The organism is Arthrobacter sp. E70 (assembly GCF_058266945.1).
The window spans coordinates 196,280-214,425 of the sequence record NZ_JBYQFR010000003.1 but is presented as its reverse complement, the minus strand read 5'-3'; the positions used below and the strand labels follow the sequence as shown (position 1 = coordinate 214,425).

Here is an 18,146-nt window from a genome sequence, read left to right as displayed (position 1 = left end):
TGCTAAGCTCTAGGACGTCCCGCCGGCAACGGCAGGATATCCGGATTGCCCTCGTAGCTCAGGGGATAGAGCGTCTGCCTCCGGAGCAGAAGGCCGTAGGTTCGAATCCTACCGAGGGCACCACCTGAAAACCCCGCCGTTCATACGGCGGGGTTTTTGTTTGCTGCCGTGGCAGCACCGCCGTCGAACGCGGCCGGCAACACCGCAGGACTAGAAGCGCAGCGTGGCCTCATCCAGCGTCGCCAGGGTCAACACGGCTTCCTCCACGGTGGCGTGGTCCTCCAGGTCCCGCTCGATCCGGCGCAGCGTCCGGGCCACTTCGTGCTCCGGGTGGTCCCCCTCCAGGTCGACCGCGGCAACGAGGTACAGCCGGCGCGGGCCCACGAATTCCAGGTGCAGGTAGGTGAGCCGGGAGATCTCGCGGTGCTCCAGCAGCCGCTCCGCGATGGAGCGCTCAATGTCGGGGGTGACGCCCTGTCCCACCAGGAAGCGCCGGTTGCGGTCGATGAGGACGACGGCGACGACGGCCAGCAGCACGCCCACAACGATTGAGCCCACAGCATCCGGCAGCGGCGAGCCCGTCACCTGGTGCAGGAAGACCCCAATGAAGGCCACCACCAGGCCAATCAGGGCGGCCGAGTCCTCGGCGAACACGGCGCGCAACGTGGGGTCCGAACTGATCAGCACCTGCTCCAACGTGTGGCGTTCCAGTTCGCGGGCCGCCTTCCGGGTCTGCCGGAAAGCCTGGATGAAGGAGATGCCCTCGAAGACGAACGCCACGCCGAGCACCACGTACGCCACCGTGAAGTCGGCGGCCGGTTCCGGCGAGATGATCTCCTGGATGCCGTGCATGATGGACACCACCGCGCCCGCCGTGAAGAGCCCGAATGCGGCAAACATCGACCAAACGTAGGCCTCGCGGCCGTACCCCATGGGATGTGCCGCGTCCCGCGGACGGGCTGACCGCCGCTCCGCGAGGAACAGGAACACCTGGTTTCCGGTGTCCGCCCAGGAGTGCGCTGCCTCCGCGGCCATGGAGGCCGACCCGGAAAGGACGGCGGCCACCGACTTTGCTGCTGCAACAAGGAAGTTCGCCAGGAAGGCGATGATGACGGTCAGCAGGGTGGAACCGGGTTTCTTCCGCTTCGGGGTCTGTGCCATGGGCCTACCGTACCCACATGGGCTGGTGGCAGGCGGGCGGAGGGCTGGTGAATTTTCAGCAAGCGGCCTGCCGATGATTGTCGGTGCCCCCTCGTAGGCTGGCACCACCTAGCTGAGGGGGTTACGCCATGCACGTTCCATTTTGTTCCATCGTTCCGCCGTACCTGCTGCGGCGCCTGGCACGGCAGGACGCGCCGGGATTCTCGTCCGCTGCTGCCGCCGCCCGGAAGGCCCTGGGCCACGTCGCATCCTTCCACGTCGCCCGCGCACAACAGGTTCCGGCTCTCCCACCTGGCGTGCTTCCTGCCAAGCCCGGGCCGGTGAACCGCACCATTTACGACGCCCGCAGCACTGAAACGCTCCCGGGAGACCTGGCCAGGAAGGAGGGAGCCGCGGCAACGCAGGATGCCGCCACCGATGAAGCGTACGACGGACTCGGCCACACGCACCGGCTCTATGCCGACGCCTTCGGCCGTGACTCCATCGACGGTCTCGGGCTGCACCTGAACGCCACGGTGCATTTCGGCAGGCTTTATGACAATGCGTTCTGGAACGGCAGCCAGATGGTGTTCGGGGACGGAGACGGCGAGGTGTTCGAACGCTTCACCAAGTCCGTGAGCGTCATCGGGCACGAGCTTGCCCACGGCGTCACGCAGTTTTCGGCGGGCCTGGCCTACCGGAACCAGGCCGGCGCCCTGAACGAATCCATGTCCGATGTCTTCGGCGCACTCGTGGAGCAGTACGTGAAGAACCAGGCCACGTCCGAGGCCAGTTGGCTGATCGGCGAAGGCCTCTTCACCCCGCAGGTGCAGGGGCGCGCCCTGCGCTCCATGAAGGCTCCGGGAACCGCGTACGACGACGACGTGCTGGGCAAGGACCCGCAGCCGGACTCCATGGACTCCTATGTCCGCACGGGCGCGGACAACGGCGGGGTCCACATCAACTCCGGCATCCCCAACCGCGCCTTCTACCTGGTGGCGGAGGCCCTGGGCGGTTACGCCTGGGACTGTCCCGGCCGTATCTGGTACGAGGCACTGACCAGCGGTTCATTGCCGCCGGCGGCAACGTTCACCGTGTTCGCACGTGCCACGGCACGCGCCGCCGGGGAGCTTTACGGCGAAGGATCGGCAGAGCATGACGCCGTCCGGCAGGCGTGGGAGACTGTGAAGGTCAAAATTTAGCCACAGCCAGGCTGCCTGGGGACCGGCAGCCTGGCTCCACGGAAGCCCGGGGACCAGGCCATGAAAATCAAGGTGGAGCGTACCGGGGGGCTCGCGGCGATGACGCGGGTATGGACAGTGGACGCCCGGACGGACACCGACCTCAACCAGTGGCAGCCCATCGTCGAGGCATGCCCCTGGGATGCGGTCCCGAGGACCCAGCGGGCGGCCGCCGCAGCCTTTGAGTCCCCGCAGCCGGACCGCTTCTTCTACTCCATCAGTGCCGGGCAGCGCCGGGCGGCCTTGCCGGAGCAGGCCCTCACCGGCCCCTGGCGGGTCCTGGTGGACACCGCACGTGCGGCCGCGGAGGAGTCCGGCCCGGGCAGTGCCGGCTCCGGGCAGGAATGAAGGCGGGCGCGAAGGGCCTCCCCCTGCGGCAGTAGACTTGTCTGCAGCCATGACTTTTCATATTTCCTATCCCGCCGAGCTGCCGGTATCCGAGCGCCGCGACGATCTGATGGCAGCGATCGCCGCCAACCAGGTGACCATCATCGCCGGCGAGACGGGCTCCGGAAAGACCACTCAGATACCCAAGATGTGCCTGGAACTGGGCCTGGGGGACAACGGTCTGATCGGCCATACCCAGCCGCGTCGCCTGGCGGCACGGACCGTGGCCGAGCGCATCGCCGAGGAACTTGGGGTGGACATCGGCCAGGAAGTGGGCTTCCAGGTCCGCTTTACCGGTGAGGTCAGCAAGGCGACCAAGGTCAAACTCATGACCGACGGCATCCTGCTGGCTGAGATCCAGCGCGACAAGCTGCTGCGCAAGTACAACGCGATCATCATCGACGAGGCCCATGAACGCAGCCTCAACATCGACTTCATCCTGGGCTACCTCAAACGCATCCTCCCCCAGCGGCCGGACCTGAAGGTCATCATCACCTCGGCCACCATCGATCCGGAGCGTTTTGCCAACCACTTCGGCACCCCGGAGAAGCCCGCTCCCATCATCGAAGTCTCGGGCCGGACCTACCCGGTGGAAATCCGCTACCGGCCGCTCTCCCAGCCGGCATCGGACGAGGACGAATCCTCGGACGACGAACTCGAAGAGGACCGGGACCCGTTGGATGCCGTCTGCGACGCCGTCGACGAACTGGCCGCGGAGGCGCCCGGCGATATCCTGGTCTTCTTCTCCGGTGAGCGCGAGATCCGGGACGCCGCGGAAGCCCTGCAGGCACGCGTCCAGGCCAACCGCCGGCTGGCCAATACCGAAATACTCCCCCTGTTCGCACGCCTCAGCCTGCAGGAACAGCACAAAGTGTTCCACCCGGGCAACAAACGCCGGATCGTGCTGGCCACCAACGTGGCGGAAACGTCACTGACAGTGCCCGGCATCAAATACGTCATCGACACCGGCACCGCCCGCATTTCGCGGTACTCGCACCGCACCAAGGTCCAGCGGCTTCCCATTGAACGGGTATCGCAGGCCTCGGCGAACCAACGGTCGGGACGCTGCGGCCGCGTCTCGGACGGCATCGCCATCCGCCTGTATTCCGAGGAAGACTTCGACGCGCGCCCGCAGTTCACGGATCCCGAGATCCTGCGGACCAACCTGGCTGCCGTCATCCTCCAGATGACCGCTATGGGCGTCGCCCGGGGGCCGAAGGACGTGGAGGACTTCCCCTTCGTCGAACCGCCGGAAACCCGCGCCATCAACGACGGCGTCACCCTGCTGCGCGAACTGGGCGCCCTGGCTCCGCCCCGGCCGCAGAAAGCAACGGGGAAGGCCGGGGCCAAGGACGACTCCCGCGGCGGCGGGCTCACCGCCGTCGGGCAGAAACTCGCGCAACTGCCGGTGGACCCCCGGTTGGGCCGGATGATCGTCGAAGCCGGCAAACGCGGCTGCGTACGGGAAGTCATGATCCTCGCCGCGGCGCTCACCATCCAGGATCCCCGCGAGCGCCCCACGGACAAGCAGCAGCTGGCAGCGGAAAAGCACAACCGCTTCCGCGACGAAAACTCGGACTTTACGGGCTATCTGAACCTGTGGAACTACCTGCAGGAAAAGCAGCAGGAGCTTTCGTCGTCGGCGTTCCGCCGCTTGTGCCGCGCCGAGTTCATCAATTACCTGCGGGTCCGCGAATGGCAGGACCTCTTTGCCCAGCTCCGCCAGCTGGCCCGGCCGCTGGGCATCAGCCTGGACAACAAGCGGCTGGCGGACCCGGTGGGCAACCACGACGGCATCCACATCAGCCTGCTCTCCGGGCTTCTGAGCCATATCGGCATCCTGGACGAGCGCAAGCGCGAATATGCCGGTGCCCGCGGGAGCCGTTTCGCAATCTTCCCCGGATCGGCGCTGTTCAAGAAATCCCCCACGTTCGTGATGGCAGCCGAGCTGGTGGAGACCAGCCGGCTGTGGGCGAGGGTGGCCGCCAGGTTCGATCCCCTCTGGGCTGAGCAGGTGGCGCCGGACCTGGTGAAGCGCAGCTACAGCGAGCCGCACTGGTCCACACGCCAGGGCGCCGTCATGGCCTACGAGAAAGTGACCCTTTACGGCGTCCCGATTGTCGCCCAGCGCCGGATTAACTACGGCCGGGTCGACCCGGTGGTTGCACGCGAGCTGTTCATCAGGCACGCCCTGGTGGAGGGCGACTGGCGCACCCACCACAAGTTCTTCCACCGCAACAGGGCGCTCCTGAACGAAGTCGAGGAACTCGAAGCGCGCATGCGCCGCCGCGACCTCATGGTGGACGACGAGACGCTGTTCGAGTTCTACGATGCCCGCATCGGACAGGACGTGGTCTCTGAACGCCACTTCGACAAGTGGTGGAAGGACGCCCGCCGGGAGCACCCGGACCTGCTGGACTTCGACAAATCACTGCTCCTGAGCGATGATGCCGATGACCTGGACGAGTCCGCCTACCCCAGGACGTGGCTGCACAAGGGTTTCGAACTGCCCCTCACCTACGAGTTCCACCCCGTGGCGCCGGGCTCGGCGCCCGATCCGTCCGACGGCGTCACTGCCGAAGTGCCGGTGCTGTTCCTGAACCAGCTGGAGGACGCGCCGTTCCGTTGGCTGATTCCCGGGCAGCGGGTTGAGCTGGTGACCGCCCTGATCAAGTCCCTGCCGAAGCAGGTGCGGAAGAACTTCGTCCCGGCCCCCGACGTAGCCCGGCAGGCAGTCGCCGTCCTGGAGTCGGACTTCGATCCGGCCACGGATGAGCTTGAGCCCTCGCTCGAACTCGCGCTGCGCCGGCTCCGCGGCGCGATCATTCCGCCCGGTTCCTGGAACTGGGATGCGGTACCGCCGCACCTGCGCGTGAGTTTCAAGGTGGTGGACAGCAAGGGCAAGGTCCTCGGCGAGGGCAAGGACCTTGCCAAGCTGCAGGAACGGCTTGCACCCGCCACGCGGCGCGCCATCGCCGAGTCGCTCGGTGCCACCCCGGCGTCCACCGCGGCCCGCAACGGCAAGGTGCAGCGGGAACCCGGCGCAACGCACGACGGCGGGTCCCCGGCGGCTGCGCGGCCCGGCGGCCAGCAGGCGGCCGGTGCCGCCAACGGGTTCGTGGAGCGGGACGGCCTGACGGAGTGGACGTTCGGCACGATCGAGCGGCAGGTCAGCAGCCTGGTCAAGGGGCACACGGTGACCGGCTATCCGGCGTTGGTGGACCAAGGGAAGTCGGTGTCCCTTCGTGTCTTCCAGACGCAGGAGGAACAGCTCGACGCCATGCGCGGCGGCGTTATCCGGCTGCTGGCGCTGCGCGTCCCGGCGCCGGACCGTTACGTCCTGGAACACCTGAGCAACACGGAGAAGCTCACCTTCAGCCAGAATCCGCACGGCTCGGTAGCGGCGTTGATCGCCGACTGTGCGCTTGCCGCCATCGACAAGCTCACCCCCGCGGAACTGCCTTGGGACCGCAAGGCTTTTGACGGGCTCTATGAGCTGGTGCGGGCCGAACTGATCGACACCGTCTTCACCGTGACCGCCGTGGTGGAGCGCATCCTGGCCAGCACCCGGCGGATCGAAAAGCAGTTGAAGGGCACCACCAGCCTGGCCCTGATCAGTGCCCTGAATGACATCAAGAGCCAGCTCGAACAGCTGGTCTATCCGGGTTTTGTGGCACGCACGGGCTACGGCCAGCTCAGCCAACTGCCCCGCTACCTGGCGGCGATCGAAAAGCGGCTCGAACGCCTGCCAGGCAACGTCCAGCGCGACGCCCTCAGCATGGCGGTGGTGCAGCGGCTCGAGGACGACTACGACGACGCCGTCTCCGCGCTGCTGCCCGGGCGCCGCGCCGGACATGAATTAACCCAGGTGCGCTGGATGATCGAGGAACTCAGGGTAAGCCTTTTCGCCGTCGAGCTCGGCACCGCCTACTCCGTGTCAGAGAAACGTATCCGCACCGTGCTCAACAGGGCACTGGCCCCCGCCTGACCGCGGTCCCCCCAACGAGAGGAACTCCATGAAGCTCACGCTTGCCCAAGGCCCGGCAGGGACAGAGATCGCCGGGCTCGGCCACGCCCAGCCCGCCCGGATCATGGACAACCATGAGCTCGAGGGCATGATGGACACCAGCGACGAGTGGATCCGCCAGCGCACGGGCATCGTCACCCGGAATATCGTTGCCGGGGGCGAGACCGTGGTGGACCTGGCCATCCCCGCAGCCCGCATGGCGCTGGCTGACTCGGGGGTGCCCGCCGCAGACATCGATCTCGTAGTGGTCGCCACGACGACAGCCGCCGAGCGTTCCCCCAACACCGCCGGACGCGTGGCCGAGGCGCTTGGGCTTGGACGGGACGGACGCGGCCCGGGGATCATGGACGTCAATACAGCATGCTCGGGCTTCGAGTACGCGCTCGGCGTCGCCGACCAGGCCATCCGCACCGGCAGCGCCACCCACGCCATCGTCGTCGGGGCCGAGACCCTGTCGACCGTCACCGATTGGACGGACCGCGCGACGGCGGTGCTCACCGCGGACGGTGCCGGCGCCGCCGTCGTGCGCCCGTCCGAAACGCCGCGGATTGGACCAGTGGTGTGGGGGTCTGAAGGCGGCATGGCCGATGCGGTCAGGATCTCACCGCCGTCGGGCAGGTTTTCGCAGAACGGCCGTGAAGTGCTCCGGTGGGCCCTGACCAAGGCACCGGACCGCGCCCGCGAGGTGGTGGCCCGCGCCGGGCTGGCCCTGGACGACATCCAGGTCCTGGCCGCGCACCAGGCCAACCTGCGCATCATCGAACCCTTGGCGGACGCACTGGGCATGTCGGACCGTGTTGTCATCACCGATGTCACGGAGTCGGGGAACACGTCCGCGGCCAGCGTCCCGCTCGGTCTCTCCAAGTGGTGGCACGCCGGGAGGATCCCGGCGGACGTCCCTGCGCTGTTGTTCGGTTTCGGAGGCGGATTCACCTATGCCGGCATGGTGGCGATGACCCCGCGCAGGGACTGATCCACAGGTACGGACCCTGCGGCGCCGCCCGCCGGGGAAACGGCGGGCGGCGCCCGTCAGGAAGCCGGAACGAACTCTCCGTACCCTGCCGCGCGAAGACCGACCCGCAGCTTCTCCGCGTTGGCGTCCAGGACGTCCGGGTCCGGGTTCTGGTCAGCGGAGCCGAAATCGAAGTCAGCCATGCTTTGCGACGGCCACACGTGCACGTGCAGGTGGTTGATTTCGTAACCGGCCACGATCAAGCCGGCGCGCCGGGCCCCGAAAATGTCCACCTGGACCGCGCCGATGCGGCGTGCCACTTCCATGACCCGGGCAAGGGTCTCCGGCGAGGCGTCCGTCCAGCGGTCCACTTCCTCGGTGGGAACCACCAGCGTGTGGCCATCGGCGAGCGGGCCGGTGGTGAGGAACGCGGAGACGTCGTCCTCGCGCCATACGAACCGGCCGGGTATCTCGCCGTTCAGGATCCTGGTGAAAAGCGTGCTCATGCGTCTGCCTCCTCGGCGGGTGCCTGCAGCGTGCTGGTGTCCAGCACGAACCGGTATTTTACGTCTCCTGCAACCATGCGGTCATAGGCCTCATTCAGATGGGCGGCGCCCACCACCTCGACGTCGGCCACCACGCCGTGTTCGGCGCAGAAATCCAGCATCTCCTGCGTTTCGGCGATCCCGCCGATCAGCGACCCGGCGTAGGCGATCCTGCGCCTGATCAGTGCACCGGGGTTGACCGGCGGCATGGCCTCGGACGGCAGCCCAAGCTGGAACAGCGCCCCATCGACGCGCAGGGTGCGGAAGAAGGGGTTCAGGTCGTGCGGGGCGGCCACGGTGTCGATGATCAGGTCGATGGTGCGGTCAGCGGCGGCCATGGCAGCTTCGTCGCGGGAGAGCACCACCTCGTCCGCTCCCAGTTCCAGCGCAGCAGCGACTTTCGAGCCGGACGTGGTGAAGACCACCACCTTCGCCCCCATGGCCTTGGCAAGCTTGACTGCCACGTGGCCCAGGCCGCCCAGGCCCACCACGCCCACCACGTCGCCTTCCGCCACATCAAAGTGCCGCAGGGGCGAGAAGGTGGTGACGCCGGCGCAGAGAAGGGGAGCGACGGCGGCCGGGTCCAGCGATTCGGGGACCCGGAGGACGTACCGGCGGTCCACCACGATCGAGGACGAATAGCCGCCCTGGGTGATGCCGCCGTGGCGCCGGTCCTTCGCACCGTAAGTGCCGGTCATCCCGCTTTCGCAGTACTGTTCCAGGCCGTCGAGGCAGCTGTCGCACTCGCGGCAGGAGTCCACCATGCAGCCCACGCCCACCCGCTCGCCCACGGCGAAGTCAGTGACGGCCGAACCCACGCGGCTGACGGTTCCGACGATCTCGTGGCCGGGAACCAGCGGGTACACCTTGCCGCCCCACTCTCCGCGGGTGGCGTGCACGTCCGAGTGGCACAGCCCGCAGAATTCGATGGCGATCTCGACGTCGTCCGCTGCGAGTGCCCGCCGCGCTACGGTCAGGGGCACCAGGCCGCTGTCACTGGACACCGCACCGCGGGCTGCAGCCAACAAGCCGGCATCGTCCGTCCCTGCTCCTGCGGACGGGCCGTCGGCGGCGGGGTATACGGGTTTGGCGAGGGGCGGCGGTACGGGTCGTCCTGGAGTCATAGTGCGACGCTACCCTTGCCTCCTGCGAAGTTGCCAGCCGGGGCGGCGCCGTCCCCGGGTTCCGGCCCATCTCCTGGTTCCGGGCCGGTGGCCACCGGCAGTTCCGGACGGTTGGACCATTCGGAGAACGAGCCCGGATACAGCGCTGCGGCGAACCCGGCAATTTCCAGTGCTGCCACCTCATGGGCTGCCGTGACCCCGGAGCCGCAGTAGACGGCGACTTTGCCGCCATCCTGCACGCCAAGGGCCTCGAACTTCCGGCGCAGCTCCGCGGGCGGCAGGAACCTGCCGGTGTCGTCCACGTTTCCGGCTGTCGGCGCGCTGATGGCGCCCGGAATGTGCCCCGCGCGCGGGTCGACGGGCTCAACCTCGCCCCTGTACCTCTCCCCTGCCCTCGCGTCGAGCAAGGTGCCCTGCTGCGGCCAGGCGGCGGCAGCACCCGCGTCGGCCACGGGCATGTGCCCGCTGCCCAACTCCACGTCACCCGCGCCAGGGCGGACTGGACCCGACTCGAGCGGAAGTCCGGCTGCCCGCCAGCCGGCCAGGCCGCCGTCGAGCAGGTAGACCTCGGTAAGGCCGGCGTCACGGAGCATCCACCACAGCCGGGCCGATGCCATGTTGCCGCTGTCATCGTAGGCGACCACCACGTCGCCGTTCCGGACGCCCCAGCGGCGGGCCGATTCCTGGAATTGCTCCCGCGACGGCAACGGGTGCCGCCCCCGGTCCGGAACCGTCGGATCCGAAAGCTCGGTGGCCAGGTCAACGAAGACGGCCCCCGGAAGGTGTCCTGCAAGATAATGTTCGTGACCGTGCGGATCCCCGAGCGCCCACCGCACGTCCAGGAGCACAATGCGGCGGCCTGCGGCCAGCCGGGCCTGGAGGGTGGAAACGTCCATCAGCGTATTCATCGGACTCCTTTAATGCAGCGGGTCAGGCAACCGCGCAGCCTCTCCTGGGTGCACGGCCAACGCTTTCCACTTTAGAGGGGCAGCGCCCGCCACCGCCGGTAGGCTGGTCCGGTGATGATCGAGGGCAGCGGACATGGCGGCACGAGCCGGAGCGGAGCGGACCGGGTGTGGGCGGACAATGCCATCCGCACCATCCGGGCGGAGAACAACCGCTCGGCTGACACCCACCTCTACGCGGTGCCGCTGCCGGAGCACTGGGGCATCCAGCTTTACCTCAAAGACGAGTCAACCCACCGTTCCGGCAGCCTCAAGCACCGGCTGGCCCGCTCGCTGTTCCTGTTCGGCCTCGTCAATGGCTGGATTCGGGCGGACACGACCATCGTGGAAGCCTCCAGCGGCAGCACCGCCGTCTCCGAGGCATACTTCGCCCAACTGCTGGGGCTGCCCTTCGTTGCCGTGATGGCCCGCACCACCAGCCAGGAAAAGATCGCGCTGATCGAACAGTTTGGCGGGTCCTGCCTGCTGGTGGACAACGCATCGGACGTGTACGCGGCAGCAGAAGAAGTTGCCGCCACCTGCAACGGCCACTACATGGACCAGTTCACCTACGCCGAACGGGCCACCGACTGGCGCGGCAACAACAACATCGCCGAGTCGATCTTCGGCCAGCTTCAGCTCGAGGAGCATCCGGTACCGGACTGGATCGTGGTGGGGGCAGGCACCGGGGGGACCAGCGCCACGATCGGCAGGTACCTGCGCTATCACAGCCACCCCACGCGGCTGTTGGTGGTGGATCCGGAGGACTCCGCGTTCTATCCGGGCTGGCTCGCTGCCACGGGCCGGACGGGTGACACCGCCCAGCCGCCGGCAGGCCGGCCCTCCAGGATTGAAGGGATTGGCCGTGCCCGGATGGAGCCGAGCTTCATCCCGTCCGTGATCGACCACATGGTCCAGGTTCCGGACGCCGCGTCTGTTGCCGCCATGCGCCACCTTCGCGCTTATGCCGGTCTGCATGCCGGCCCGTCAACCGGCACGAACCTCTGGGGCGTGTGGCAGACAGTGGCGCAGATGCTGTCCGACGGCCGGACGGGCAGCATCGTTTCGTTGATGTGCGACGGCGGCGAACGGTATGCGGGCAACTACTGGAACCCGGACTGGCTGGCGTCCCAGGGGCTGGACCCGCAGCCTTACGAAACGGTGATCAGCCGCTTCCTCGACACGGGCCAGTGGTCTGCTCCCCCGGCCTAGCGCTGGTGGACTAAACCTCCACGGACTCCCGCGGGCCCAGGTGCTTGTACTCCGTGCCGTACTTCGCGCCGATCCGCTGGACGTGGCCCTCGACGATCCCCAGGCCGTTGTCGTTGAGCAGGCCGTCATGGATCTGGAAAGCCCGTGGCGCCCGCACACCGATGACGAAGTCCACCACTTCGGCCGACTTGCTCCACGGCGCGTGCAGCGGAACCAGCAGGGTCTGCACCTTGATTCCGTCGGGGATGATGAAGGAGTCCCCCGGGTGGTACACGTTTGAATCCACGAGGTAGCCGATGTTGGCCACCACGGGGATCTGGGGGTGGATCAGGGCGTGCTGGCCGCCAAAGCTGCGGATGTCGAAGCCTGACACCTGGAAGGTTGAACCCGGCTCCACCACATGGATGCGGGCTGCTGCGCCCGGCGCTTCCGCCCGCAGCTTGCCGGCAACGCTTTCCGGCGCGTACAGGACCAGGGCCGGGTCGCCTTCAAGGGCGTCCACCACGGCCGCCATGTCGAGGTGGTCCGGGTGCTCATGGGTCACCAGCACGGCTTGGGCCCCCTCCATCGCCTCAGCAGCCTCGGAGAATGTGCCGGGGTCCAGGACAATGACGCCGCCATCCTTTTCGAGCCGAACACAGGAATGGGTGTATTTGGTCAGCTTCATGGCGCCAGCCTAGGGTGCGCCGCAGAGGCCTGTCCACGAGGCTCCGGCTGGTAATCTTGATGTTTGCCACCCACCCCCACGGAAGCGAGTTCGTCCATGCCGATCGGCGCCAAGGCTGGTTCCCCTCCGCCATCGCCGGCGGGCAGCGGCAAGGAACAGCGCGTCACCAAGCAGCGCCGGGCGGTCAGCGCCGCGCTGGATGAGCTGGATGACTTCGTCAGCACCCAGGAGCTCTACCGGATCCTGCAAAACCAGGGGGTGTCGGTCTCCCTGGCCACCGCCTACCGCATCCTGCAGTCGCTGGCCGACGAGGGCCTGGTGGATGTGCTGCGCAACGGTGACGGCGAAGCGGTCTACCGGCGCTGTGCCGTGACCGGCCACCACCACCACCTGCTGTGCCGGAACTGCGGGAAGGCCGTGGAGGTTGAAGCGCCAGCGGTGGAAACCTGGGCTGCGCGCACTGCAGCGGAGCACGGATTCACCGAGGTGGCGCACACCGTGGAAATCTTCGGCCTGTGCCCGGACTGCAGTTCGCTTAAGGCTGCGGGGAAACTCTAAGGACCCGGCCGTTTGCTCCCTGCCGGAACCGCAGGGAGCCAATGACGCGGCACACCACGTAGATCAGGAATGACAACGTGGTGACGTAGGGACTGATGGGGATCCGTCCGCCCAGCGCCAGCAGGATTCCCCCTACCGTGGCCGTGACGGCAAAAACAACGCTGAGCACCACTGTGGCCACCGGCGAAGACGTAACGCGCATGGCTGCGGCTGCCGGCGTAATCAAGAGGGCGAGCACCAGCAGTGCACCCACCACCTGGATGGACAGTGCCACGCTGACCCCCAGCAGGACCATGAAAACGAGGGCAAGGGTACGCACGGGAACCCCACGGGCCTCAGCGACCTCGGGATCCAGGCTGGCAAAGTTGAGCGGGCGCCAGATGGCCAGCAGGACGGCGATGACCGCGACGGCGGTGCCCGCAAGGGCCTGGAGCTGGACGGTGTCCACGGACACGATCTGGCCGGTCAGCAGGCCGAACTTGTTGGCGGCGCGGCCTTGGTAGAGGGACAGGAACAGGATCCCGAGTCCCAGCCCGAACGGCATGATCACGCCAATGATGGAATTCTTGTCCCGGGCCCGGACGCCCATCAGGCCCAGGAGCAGCGCGGCGGCCACCGACCCGACGAGCGAGCCGAAGACCACGTCCGCGCCTACCAGCAGGGCAAAGGCGGCACCCGCGAAGGACAGCTCGGAAATTCCATGGACGGCAAAGGCGAGGTCGCGCTTCATCACGAACGTACCCACCAGCCCGCCCAGGAGGCCCAGTACGGCGCCGGCCCAGATTGAGTTCTGGACCAGGACCAGCAGCTCACCGTAATTGTCGAAGCTGAAGATCGCCCCCAGGATGCTGTCAACGTCCATCACGCCACCTCCCGCGCCAGCTCGTGGTCATGGGTGTGGTGGTGCGTAGTGGCGTCCGGCAGGCCAACCACCACGATCCGGCCGTTGGCGCGGATGACCTCGACGTTGCTTTCGTACAAGTCGGAAAGCACCTCGGTGGTCATCACGTCCTCCGGGGTTCCCACTTTGAACCGGCCGCCGGCCAGGTAGAGGACCCGGTCCACGTAGTCGATGATCGGGTTGATTTCATGGGTCACGAAGACCACGGCGCTGTTATGCTCCCGGCACTGTTTGTTGATCAAGGCGCTCACGGCCTGCTGGTGGTGCAGGTCCAGGGAGAGCAATGGTTCATCGCACAGCAGGACCTTCGGGTCCGTGGCCAGGGCCTGGGCCACGCGGAGCCGCTGCTGTTCACCGCCGGAGAGCTGGCCAACCGGCACCTTAGCGTATTCCGTGGCGCCCACCACCTCCAGCAGCTCATCGATCCGGCGGTTCGCCTTCGCCGGGGACAGCCGCAACCCCCAGCGGTGGCCATCCACGCCGAGGCCCACGAGGTCGCGGGCGCGCATCGGCGTGTCAGCGGGAAAAGACTTCTGCTGCGGAATGTAGCCGATCATGCGGCTGCCGCGCTCCACTGCCCGGCCGCCCACGGCCGCCTGCCCCGACTGGAGTTTCTGCAGCCCGAGCAGGACTTTCAGGAAACTGGTCTTGCCGCTGCCGTTGGGGCCCAGCACGGCGAAGAACTCACCGGGCCTGATGTCCAGGTCCAGGTCCTCCCAGAGCGTCCGCCGGCCGAACTTGAGGGACGCCCCGCTGAGGCTGACCACGGAATTCACCTGTTTGTCTCCAGAACCTTGCCGATGTTGTTCACATTGTCCGTCATCCACTGCACGTAGGTCTTGCCCTCGGGGAGGGTTTCGTTGAAGTCCACCACCGGAACGCCGGCAGCTTCGGCGGCCTTTTTCAGCGATTCGGTCTGCGGACCCTCCGTCTGCTCGTTGTATGCCAGCAGGCGCACCGACCGCGAGGCCACCAGGTCCGTCGCCTGCTTCAGCACTGCGGGCGGGACATCGGCGCCTTCCTCAATCGCAGCAGTGTATTCCCCGGGGGTGGCGTTCGCCAGCCCGGCATCCTCGAGCAGGTAGAGCGGAACCGGTTCGGTGACCGCCACCGGCGCGTTGGCGGCGCCGGCCTTCAGCCCGTCCAGGTGCCCATGCAGGCCGTCCAGGGCGGACTTGAAGGCGTCCGCATTGGACGTAAATGTCGCAGCCGACGCGGGATCCAGCGCCCCGAGCTTGCCGGCGATGCCGTCCGCCAGCCGTTCCATGGCGGGCAGGCTGTACCAGACGTGTTCGTTGAACTCGCCATGGTCGTGTTCTTCGGCCGGGGCCGTAGCGTCACCCGTGGCTTCCTCCCCGGGGTGGGCCAGACCGGAAATTTCGACGGCGGTCAGCACCGCCCCGGCGTCGAGCTTGCTGCTTTCCACCAGGGTCTTCAGGAAGTCGTCGTAGCCGCCCCCGTTCGCAATGACGAGTTTGGCTTTGGAGACGGCAAGCCGGTCCTGCGCGGTTGCCTCGTAGGAGTGCGGGTCCTGGCTTGTCTTGTTGATGATGGCGGTCACGTCCACCTTGTCCCCGCCAATCGTTTTGGCGATGTCCCCGTAGACGTTCGTGGATGCCACGACGTTGATCCGCCCCGCGGCCTCCGGTGCCTGCGCCGGCTGCGGGCTGCATCCAGCCAGCAGGAGACCAAGCCCGGCAAGGGCGGCGAGCAATGAGGGGGCAGCGGTTCGACGGCGCACGGAAAAACCTCAGATCTGGGGAGCGGAAGCGACTTCTCCAGCCTATACCTAAATGGGAATGATTCCTATTTAGAAAACGGGCCTGCCCGCCCTCCACAGGAGGGCGGGCAAGTCAGCTTCCGTTAGGCTGGCCGAGCCTCCTGATCCCGGTGGCCTGTGTGGCATCCCGGATCTCGCCGACCAGTTGTTCGATGACGTCCTCCAGGAAGAGTACGCCGCGGGTTTTGCCGTCGGGACCGATCACGCGGGCCAGGTGGGAGCCCGTGCGCTGCATCACCGACATTGCCTTTTCGATCTCGTCACCCAGTGCGAGGTTGGCCAGCGACCTGATCCGGCTTTCCGCGATCGGAAGTTCGTAGGCCGCCTCCGGGATCTGGAGGACGTCCTTGACGTGGAGGTAGCCATACAGCATGTCCTCGTCGTCCAGCATGGGGAACCGGGAGAACCCCGTACGGCTCACTGCCTTTTCGAACTCCACCGGAGTGGTGGAGGCCCGCAGCATCACCAGGTCTTCCAGCGGGACCATGATGTCGCCCGCCGTGTGCTCGGAAAACTCCAGCGCACCGGTGATCAGGCCTGCGTCGTCGTCCACGAGCCCATGGCGCGTGGACTCCTGCACGATCGACTGGACCTCCTCCAGCGTGAAGGAGGACGTCACCTCATCCTTGGGCTCGATCCGCATGAGCTTCAGGATGTGGTTGGCCGACCAGTTCAGGACGGAAATCACCGGGTGGACCAGCCTGGAAATGAACAGCAGCGGCGGGGCCAGGAGAAGGGCGGCCTTGTCCGCCACGGACACCGAGATGTTCTTGGGCACCATCTCGCCGAAGGTGACATGCAGGAAGGTCACCAGCATCAGTGCCACAGCAAAGGCCGCCACGCCGGCCGCCTCCGCAGGAAGGCCTACCGACTCGATCGGAACGGCCAGCAGATGGTGGATGGCCGGCTCGGCGACGAGCAGGATCAGCAGCGAGCACACCGTGATGCCCAGTTGCGCGCAGGCGAGCATGAGCGAAACGTTCTCCATGGCACGCAAGGTGGTCTGGGCGCGTTTCGATCCGGCATCGGCCAGCGGCTCCACCTGGCTGCGCCGGGCAGACATGATGGCAAACTCCGCTGCCACGAAGAATGCGTTGCCGAGCAGCAGGACGCCCAGCCACAAAATTCCGGCCCAGTCGCTCATTGCCTGCTCCCGTCGCCGGGTTCGTGCAGCCCAGGTTCAGGCGCGGGCCGGAAGCAGATCCGGTCAATCCGGCGGCCGTCCATCCGGGTGACGCTAAGGCTTCCGCCGCCGACGGGCACAGTGTCGCCGACCACCGCGATCCGGCCGAGCTGGCTCATGACGTAGCCGCCCACGGTCTCGTACGCCGCTTCGTCCGGCACGCTAAGCCCCGGGATCTGCTCCGACAACTCGTCCGGGCGGAGGAGCCCCGGAAAGTACCAGTCGCCGGAGGCGCTTTGCAGGAGTCCGGGCCGGACCTTGTCATGCTCATCGGCTACCTCGCCGACGATCTCTTCCACCAGGTCCTCAAGGGTGGCGATGCCCGCGGTGCCGCCATATTCGTCAAGCACCACGGCCAACTGCAGGTTTCCTTCCCGGAGTTCAGCCAGGAGCGCATCGAGGTGGATGGTCTCGGGAACCCGAAGCACGTCAGTCATGATGGCTCCGGCTTCAAGGTTTTGCCGGCGTTCCCACGGGACGGCGACGGCTTTCTTGACGTGCACCAGCCCCCGGATGTCGTCGGCAGAGTCACCGATGACAGGGAACCGGGAGTACCCGGTCCTGCGTGCGGCGTCAACGACGTCGGAGACGGGCTGGTCGGCATCGATCGTCTCGAGGCGGATCCGCGGCGTCATGACATCGGCCGCCGTGCGGGTGGAGAAGTTCAGGGTCCGCGCGATGAAGTTCGCCGTACCGGCGTCGAGCGTTCCCATCGCAGCCGACCGGCGGACCAGCGACGCCAGCTCGGCCGGGGTGCGTGCACCGGAAATCTCTTCTTTGGCCTCGAGCCCGAAGACGTGAAGCACCTTGTTCGAGAAGCCATTGAGCAGCACGATGGCGGGCTTGAAGATGGTGGTGAACACCAGCTGGGGCCCGGCCAGGGCCCGGCCCACCGGGAAGGCAAGGGCAATCGCCATGTTCTTCGGCACCAGCTCCCCCAGGAGCATCGACAGCAGCGTGGCAACCACCATCGCCAGGACCAGGGAGATGGAATCGACCGCGACGGCGGGAAGCCCGACGGCGGACAGCGGGGCCTGGAGCAGATGGCCCAGCGACGGCTCCATCACGTAACCCGTGAGAAGCGTCGTCAAGGTGATGCCGAGCTGGCAGCTGGACAGCTGGGTGGACAGTGATTTAAGGCAGGTAAGCAAGGGCACTGCGCCCGTGTCGCCGTCGTCAATGGCCCGCTGGACGGTGGGCTGGTCCAAGGCGATGAGGGAGAATTCGACGGCAACGAAGAAACCCGTGCCGGCGATGAGCAGCAGTCCCGCTGCAAGAAGTAGCCATTCCATTCAGCAGCCCGCCTTGGCGGCGGCAGCCGGCGGAAAAGGACGCAACGCAAGGGGCGGGAAGCTGCTTCGTTCCGGCGGAGGATGGTCGGCTGATACCGATGCCTGGCCCCTGCCGCTGGCGGAAGGTTGGGCCGGGGTCTGGTGATGGGCGCGTTGTCGGGGTTTGCCGGCTCTGGGGGCGGACTGCGCGGCG

The 18,146-nt window shown here is 67.0% G+C and carries 16 protein-coding genes and 1 tRNA gene; 7 read left to right on the top strand and 10 right to left on the bottom strand.

The annotated features are described in order from the left end of the window. Positions 1-47: 47 nt before the first annotated feature. Positions 48-123: transfer RNA gene (locus AC3IMC_RS04850), tRNA-Arg, on the top strand. Positions 124-210: 87 nt separating this feature from the next. Here AC3IMC_RS04850 and AC3IMC_RS04845 read toward each other — a convergent pair. Next, positions 211-1,161 carry a cation diffusion facilitator family transporter gene (locus tag AC3IMC_RS04845; RefSeq protein WP_490917282.1) on the bottom strand — a complete coding sequence of 317 codons (951 nt, stop codon included), beginning with the start codon at positions 1,159-1,161 and terminating at the stop codon, positions 211-213. Between the two features lie 128 nt (positions 1,162-1,289). Here AC3IMC_RS04845 and AC3IMC_RS04840 point away from each other — a divergent pair, with 128 nt between their 5' ends. From AC3IMC_RS04840 to AC3IMC_RS04825, 4 genes are read left to right on the top strand one after another with little or no spacing between them, the layout of a single operon-like run. Continuing rightward, complete coding sequence (locus tag AC3IMC_RS04840; protein WP_490917281.1) at positions 1,290-2,342, top strand: M4 family metallopeptidase; 1,053 nt, start codon at positions 1,290-1,292, stop codon at positions 2,340-2,342. 60 nt (positions 2,343-2,402) lie between these two features. Beyond that, positions 2,403-2,729, top strand: a complete 327-nt coding sequence (locus tag AC3IMC_RS04835; protein ID WP_490917280.1) for a protealysin inhibitor emfourin — start codon at positions 2,403-2,405, stop codon at positions 2,727-2,729. A gap of 49 nt (positions 2,730-2,778) precedes the next feature. Further along, positions 2,779-6,756 carry an ATP-dependent RNA helicase HrpA gene (gene hrpA, locus AC3IMC_RS04830; protein ID WP_490917279.1) on the top strand — a complete coding sequence of 1,326 codons (3,978 nt, stop codon included), beginning with the start codon at positions 2,779-2,781 and terminating at the stop codon, positions 6,754-6,756. Between the two features lie 28 nt (positions 6,757-6,784). Continuing rightward, positions 6,785-7,768, top strand: coding sequence for a beta-ketoacyl-ACP synthase III (locus AC3IMC_RS04825; protein ID WP_490917278.1), 984 nt, complete (start codon positions 6,785-6,787; stop codon positions 7,766-7,768). A 56-nt stretch (positions 7,769-7,824) separates the two neighbouring features. On the opposite strand, the gene AC3IMC_RS04820 is transcribed toward AC3IMC_RS04825, so the two are convergent. The 3 genes from AC3IMC_RS04820 to AC3IMC_RS04810 are packed head-to-tail and all read right to left on the bottom strand — an operon-like array spanning position 7,825 to position 10,324. Next, the gene (locus AC3IMC_RS04820; RefSeq protein WP_490917277.1) at positions 7,825-8,253 is read right to left on the bottom strand and encodes an HIT family protein; all 429 of its coding nucleotides are present in this window, start codon (positions 8,251-8,253) and stop codon (positions 7,825-7,827) included. Continuing rightward, positions 8,250-9,416, bottom strand: a complete 1,167-nt coding sequence (locus AC3IMC_RS04815; RefSeq protein WP_490917276.1) for an NAD(P)-dependent alcohol dehydrogenase — start codon at positions 9,414-9,416, stop codon at positions 8,250-8,252. The genes AC3IMC_RS04820 and AC3IMC_RS04815 overlap by 4 nt, the downstream gene beginning before the upstream one ends. Beyond that, positions 9,413-10,324: a sulfurtransferase gene (locus AC3IMC_RS04810; protein WP_490917275.1), complete on the bottom strand. Its 912-nt coding sequence runs from the start codon at positions 10,322-10,324 to the stop codon at positions 9,413-9,415. The genes AC3IMC_RS04815 and AC3IMC_RS04810 overlap by 4 nt, the downstream gene beginning before the upstream one ends. 114 nt (positions 10,325-10,438) lie before the next feature. On the opposite strand from AC3IMC_RS04810, the gene AC3IMC_RS04805 reads away from it, so the two are divergent. Next, positions 10,439-11,572, top strand: a complete 1,134-nt coding sequence (locus AC3IMC_RS04805) for a PLP-dependent cysteine synthase family protein (RefSeq protein WP_490917410.1) — start codon at positions 10,439-10,441, stop codon at positions 11,570-11,572. A 10-nt stretch (positions 11,573-11,582) separates the two neighbouring features. Here the strand turns inward: AC3IMC_RS04805 and AC3IMC_RS04800 are convergent, their stop codons facing one another. Beyond that, complete coding sequence (locus tag AC3IMC_RS04800) at positions 11,583-12,239, bottom strand: MBL fold metallo-hydrolase (RefSeq protein ID WP_490917274.1); 657 nt, start codon at positions 12,237-12,239, stop codon at positions 11,583-11,585. A 96-nt stretch (positions 12,240-12,335) separates the two neighbouring features. On the opposite strand from AC3IMC_RS04800, the gene AC3IMC_RS04795 reads away from it, so the two are divergent. Then, positions 12,336-12,797: a Fur family transcriptional regulator gene (locus tag AC3IMC_RS04795; RefSeq protein WP_490917409.1), complete on the top strand. Its 462-nt coding sequence runs from the start codon at positions 12,336-12,338 to the stop codon at positions 12,795-12,797. Here AC3IMC_RS04795 and AC3IMC_RS04790 read toward each other — a convergent pair. The 5 genes from AC3IMC_RS04790 to AC3IMC_RS04770 form a co-directional block, all read right to left on the bottom strand. Then, complete coding sequence (locus AC3IMC_RS04790) at positions 12,775-13,659, bottom strand: metal ABC transporter permease (RefSeq protein WP_490917273.1); 885 nt, start codon at positions 13,657-13,659, stop codon at positions 12,775-12,777. The two genes, AC3IMC_RS04795 and AC3IMC_RS04790, sit on opposite strands and share 23 nt — an antisense overlap. Further along, positions 13,659-14,474, bottom strand: a complete 816-nt coding sequence (locus AC3IMC_RS04785; RefSeq protein ID WP_490917272.1) for a metal ABC transporter ATP-binding protein — start codon at positions 14,472-14,474, stop codon at positions 13,659-13,661. Before AC3IMC_RS04785 ends, AC3IMC_RS04790 begins: the two co-directional genes overlap by 1 nt. Next, a complete protein-coding gene (locus AC3IMC_RS04780) occupies positions 14,471-15,439 on the bottom strand; it encodes a metal ABC transporter solute-binding protein, Zn/Mn family (RefSeq protein WP_490917271.1) in 969 nt (322 codons plus the stop codon). Before AC3IMC_RS04780 ends, AC3IMC_RS04785 begins: the two co-directional genes overlap by 4 nt. Positions 15,440-15,551: 112 nt before the next feature. Continuing rightward, the gene (locus AC3IMC_RS04775; protein ID WP_490917270.1) at positions 15,552-16,622 is read right to left on the bottom strand and encodes a hemolysin family protein; all 1,071 of its coding nucleotides are present in this window, start codon (positions 16,620-16,622) and stop codon (positions 15,552-15,554) included. After that, a complete protein-coding gene (locus AC3IMC_RS04770; protein ID WP_490917269.1) occupies positions 16,619-17,953 on the bottom strand; it encodes a hemolysin family protein in 1,335 nt (444 codons plus the stop codon). Before AC3IMC_RS04770 ends, AC3IMC_RS04775 begins: the two co-directional genes overlap by 4 nt. Between the last annotated feature and the right edge of the window lie 193 nt (positions 17,954-18,146).

Excerpts from the sequence above, each read along its gene's own strand:
- AC3IMC_RS04845 (WP_490917282.1), bottom strand. The coding sequence starts at position 1,161 with ATGGCACAGACCCCGAAGCGGAAGAAACCCGGTTCCACCCTGCTGACC.
- AC3IMC_RS04840 (WP_490917281.1), top strand. The coding sequence starts at position 1,290 with ATGCACGTTCCATTTTGTTCCATCGTTCCGCCGTACCTGCTGCGGCGC.
- AC3IMC_RS04835 (WP_490917280.1), top strand. The coding sequence starts at position 2,403 with ATGAAAATCAAGGTGGAGCGTACCGGGGGGCTCGCGGCGATGACGCGG.
- hrpA (WP_490917279.1), top strand. The coding sequence starts at position 2,779 with ATGACTTTTCATATTTCCTATCCCGCCGAGCTGCCGGTATCCGAGCGC.
- AC3IMC_RS04825 (WP_490917278.1), top strand. The coding sequence starts at position 6,785 with ATGAAGCTCACGCTTGCCCAAGGCCCGGCAGGGACAGAGATCGCCGGG.
- AC3IMC_RS04820 (WP_490917277.1), bottom strand. The coding sequence starts at position 8,253 with ATGAGCACGCTTTTCACCAGGATCCTGAACGGCGAGATACCCGGCCGG.
- AC3IMC_RS04815 (WP_490917276.1), bottom strand. The coding sequence starts at position 9,416 with ATGACTCCAGGACGACCCGTACCGCCGCCCCTCGCCAAACCCGTATAC.
- AC3IMC_RS04810 (WP_490917275.1), bottom strand. The coding sequence starts at position 10,324 with ATGAATACGCTGATGGACGTTTCCACCCTCCAGGCCCGGCTGGCCGCA.
- AC3IMC_RS04805 (WP_490917410.1), top strand. The coding sequence starts at position 10,439 with ATGATCGAGGGCAGCGGACATGGCGGCACGAGCCGGAGCGGAGCGGAC.
- AC3IMC_RS04800 (WP_490917274.1), bottom strand. The coding sequence starts at position 12,239 with ATGAAGCTGACCAAATACACCCATTCCTGTGTTCGGCTCGAAAAGGAT.
- AC3IMC_RS04795 (WP_490917409.1), top strand. The coding sequence starts at position 12,336 with ATGCCGATCGGCGCCAAGGCTGGTTCCCCTCCGCCATCGCCGGCGGGC.
- AC3IMC_RS04790 (WP_490917273.1), bottom strand. The coding sequence starts at position 13,659 with ATGGACGTTGACAGCATCCTGGGGGCGATCTTCAGCTTCGACAATTAC.
- AC3IMC_RS04775 (WP_490917270.1), bottom strand. The coding sequence starts at position 16,622 with ATGAGCGACTGGGCCGGAATTTTGTGGCTGGGCGTCCTGCTGCTCGGC.
- AC3IMC_RS04770 (WP_490917269.1), bottom strand. The coding sequence starts at position 17,953 with ATGGAATGGCTACTTCTTGCAGCGGGACTGCTGCTCATCGCCGGCACG.